The sequence below is a fragment of the Streptomyces polygonati genome, from assembly GCF_042650325.1.
Lineage (GTDB): Bacteria > Actinomycetota > Actinomycetes > Streptomycetales > Streptomycetaceae > Actinacidiphila > Actinacidiphila polygonati.
This window is the reverse complement of sequence record NZ_JBHSBB010000046.1, coordinates 1-4084: the sequence shown is the minus strand read 5'-3', so window position 1 is coordinate 4084 and position 4084 is coordinate 1. Positions and strand designations below refer to the sequence as shown.

Here is a 4084-nt window from a genome sequence, read left to right as displayed (position 1 = left end):
CGGGTGTGGCGCCGCGTGGTGCGCGGGTGCCGTTCTTCTCCACGGTGACCGGTGGGCTGATCGACACCTCGACCCTGGACGCCGATTACTGGTATCGCAACCTGCGCGAGCCGGTTCGCTTCGACCTCGCCGCCCGCGCCCTGCTCGACCAGGGCCACGGCGTGTTCATAGAGGTCAGCCCGCACCCGGTACTCGTCCCGGTGATGGACGGCGTGGTGACCGGGACCCTGCGCCGCGACGGCGGAATCAAGGACTTCCACGCCGCGCTGGCCCACCTGCACACCCAGGGCGTCGCCGTCGACTGGACGCCGTTCCTCCCGGGCGGGACCGCGCACGTCCCGCTGCCGACCTACGCCTTCCAGCACCGCCCCTACTGGCTGAACCTCGCCGCGACGCCCGGTGACGTGTCCGCCGCCGGTCTCGACCCGGCCGGGCACCCACTGCTCGGCGCCGTCGTCGAACTCGCCGCGGAACAAGGAGTGCTGCTCACCGGGCGGCTCTCGACAGCCACCCACCCGTGGCTCGCCGACCACGCCGTGCTGGGCTCCGTGCTGCTGCCCGGCACCGGATTCGTGGAACTCGCCCTGCACGCCGGGCGGCAGGTCGGCTGCGAGGTGCTGGAGGACCTCGCACTGGAAGCGCCGATGGTGCTGCCCGACGACGGTTCCGTGCTGGTCCAGGTCGTCGTCGGCGCGCCGGACGATGCGGGCCGCCGCCCCGTCGCCGTGCACTCCCGAGCCGGGGACGCCTGGCTGCGGCACGCCACCGGCACCCTCGGCACCGGCACCCGCCTCGACCCCTTCGGTGCGGACCAGCCCTGGCAGCCGGCCGGCGATCCCGTCGACCTGACCGGTTTCTACGACACGCTCGCCGCCCAGGGCTACGAGTACGGACCGGTATTCGCCGGCGTCCGAGCCGTCTGGCGACAGGGCGACGACCTCTGGGCCGAGGTGGCGCTGCCGGCCGACGCCCGCGAGGGATTCGGTCTCCACCCGGCGCTGCTCGACGCCGCGCTCCAGCCACTGACCCTGCTGGCGGCCGGCCGGTTGCCGTTCTCCTTCGCCGGGGTGTCGACGCGGGAGGCCGGCTCGACGGCCCGGGTCCGCCTCACACCCACCGGTCCGGACACCTTCCGGGTGACGCTCGCCGACGCGACCGGTCCGCTGGCCGTGATCGACGCGCTGACCGTGCGCCAACGGCCGGCCGACTTCCTGGGCGCCCGGAACAACCAGCTCTTCCGCCTGGACTGGGTACCCGTCCCGAGCACGCACGAGAGCCTGACCGTCCACCGCGTCACGACCCCGGTGGGTGACGTGCCGGCGGCCGCGCGCACCGCCGCCGCCGAGACACTGGCCGTGCTCCAGGACTTCCTGCGCGACGGGGAGGGCCGGCTGGCTGTCGTGACCCGGGGCGCGGCCGGTCCCGGGCTCGTCGACCTGCCGGCCACCGCGGTCTGGGGCCTGGTGCGGGCGGCCCAGGCGGAGCATCCCGACCGGTTCGTCCTCGTCGACACGGACGACGACGAGCTCGTGTTCGCGGGGGACGAGCCGCAGGTGGTCATCCGCGACGGCGCCGCCTACGCGGCCCGGCTGGTCCGGGCCGAAACCACCCCGGCGCCCAGTCCGCTCGACCCGAACGGCACGGTGCTGATCACCGGCGGCACCGGCACCCTCGGACGTCTCGTCGCCCGGCATCTCCGGGACCGGCACGGCATCCGGCACCTGCTCCTGGTCAGCAGGACCGGGGCCGAAGTGGACTTCGACGCCGAGGTGGTGGCCTGCGACGTGGCCGACCGGGACGCGCTGGCCGCGGTACTGGCGGCCATCCCGGCCGACCGTCCGCTGACGGCCGTCGTGCACGCGGCGGGAGTGCTCGCCGACGGCGTCATGGAATCCCTGACGCCCGAACGGATCGACGAGGTGTTCAGGCCCAAGGCGGACGCGGCGTGGCACCTGCACGAACTCACCAAAGACCTCGACCTGAAGGCGTTCGTGCTGTTCTCGTCGGCTGCCGGGGTGCTGGGCGGTCCCGGCCAGGCGAACTACGCGGCGGCGAACGCCTTCCTGGACGGTCTGTCCGTGCACCGACACGGACTCGGCCTCCGGGCGACCTCGCTGGCCTGGGGCTACTGGGCCGAGTCCAGCGGTATGACCGAGCACCTCACCGACACCGACCGCAAGCGCCTCGCCCGCTCCGGCGTCCTGCCGATGCCCACCGATGAGGCGCTGGCCCTGTTCGACCTCGCGCTGACCGGCGCGGACCCGGCGCTGATGCCCGCGCACCTCGACCTGTCGGCGGCGACCTCCCGCCCACTCCTGCGGGGCCTGGTCCGGACCCGCCCCGGCCGCCGGGCCGCCGAGTCCGGGCTGGGGCGGGAGCTGGGAGCGCTGCCCGAAGCCGAACAACTCACCCGCGCCCTGGAGTTGGTCACCCATCAGACGGCCGCCGTCCTCGGCCACGCCGACGCCGCGGCCATCGGTGCGCAACGGGCCTTCAAGGATCTGGGCTTCGACTCGCTGACGGCCGTGGAGCTGCGGAACCGGTTGGCCACCGCCGCGGGGGTCCGGCTGCCCGCGACACTGACCTTCGACTACCCGACACCCGGCGAGCTCGCCGGTCACCTCCGGGACGTCCTGATCGGCGCCCGGCCTCAGCTTCCCGCGCCGGTTTCGGTCGCGGTGTCGGGTGATCCGGTGGTGGTGGTCGGGATGGGCTGCCGGTATCCGGGTGAGGTGGCGTCGGCGGCTGATCTGTGGGGGCTGGTGTCGGGTGGGGTGGACGCGGTGGGTGAGTTCCCGCTGGACCGCGGGTGGGATCTCGACCGGCTCTATGATCCGGCGGGTTCGCCGGGGACGAGCTACACGCGTTTCGGCGGCTTCCTGACCGACGCGGCCGGGTTCGACGCCGGTTTCTTCGGGATCTCCCCGCGTGAGGCGCTGGCGATGGACCCCCAGCAGCGGGTGCTGCTGGAGACCGCCTGGGAGACCTTCGAATACGCCGGCATCGATCCGGCCTCGTTGCGCGGCAGCCGGACCGGCGTCTTCACCGGCATCTGGTCCTCGGGCTATGGCGCCGGGGCGCAGCCGCCCGACTTGGAGGGTTATCTGTCGACGGGTACGGCGACCAGTGTGACGTCCGGTCGGGTCTCGTATCTGCTGGGGCTGGAGGGTCCGGCGGTGTCGGTGGACACCGCGTGTTCGTCGTCGCTGGTGGCGATGCATCTGGCGGCGCAGGCGCTCCGTTCGGGGGAGTGCTCGCTGGCGCTGGCCGGCGGGGTCACGGTGATGGCGAACCCGGCCGGCTTTGTGGAGTTCTCGCGGCAGCGCGGGCTGGCGGCCGACGGGCGGATCAAGTCGTTCGCCGAGGGCGCCGACGGTACGGCGTGGGGTGAGGGCGCCGGGCTTGTTCTCTTGGAGCGGCTTTCCGATGCCCGGCGGAATGGGCATCGGGTGTTGGCGGTGGTGCGGGGTTCGGCGGTGAATCAGGATGGTGCGTCGAATGGGTTGACGGCGCCGAATGGTCCGTCGCAGGAGCGGGTGATTGTTGAGGCGTTGGCGAATGCGGGTTTGTCGGCGTCGGATGTGGATGCGGTGGAGGCGCACGGTACGGGTACGACGCTGGGTGATCCGATCGAGGCGCAGGCTTTGCTGGCGACTTATGGTCAGGATCGTGCCGAGCCGTTGTGGCTGGGTTCGGTGAAGTCGAATATCGGTCATACGCAGGCGGCGGCGGGTGTCGCGGGTGTGATCAAGATGATCATGGCGATGCGGCACGGTGAACTGCCCCGGACCCTCCATGTCGACGCGCCGACCTCGCATGTCGACTGGTCCACCGGGAATGTCTCGCTGCTCACCGAAGCCCGCTCGTGGCCGGAGACCGGGCGCCCTCGCCGGGCCGGTGTCTCGGCGTTCGGGATCAGCGGCACCAACGCCCATGTCGTGCTTGAGGCACCCGCCCCGGACCAGGCCGAGCTTTCGGTGGCCCCCGCCGTGGCGCTTCCGGCCGGTCCGGTGCCGTGGCTGCTGTCGGCCACGTCGGACAAGGCGCTGCGTGCCCAGGCACGCCGGCTGCAGGGCTTCCTGGC

The 4084-nt window shown here is 72.6% G+C and carries 1 protein-coding gene; it reads left to right on the top strand.

Going from position 1 to position 4084, the window contains the following annotated elements; translation table 11 throughout:
* Positions 1-26: 26 nt before the first annotated feature.
* On the top strand, positions 27-4084 hold a 4058-nt coding region (locus tag ACFO3J_RS32900), incomplete at its 3' end, for a type I polyketide synthase (RefSeq protein ID WP_386437506.1).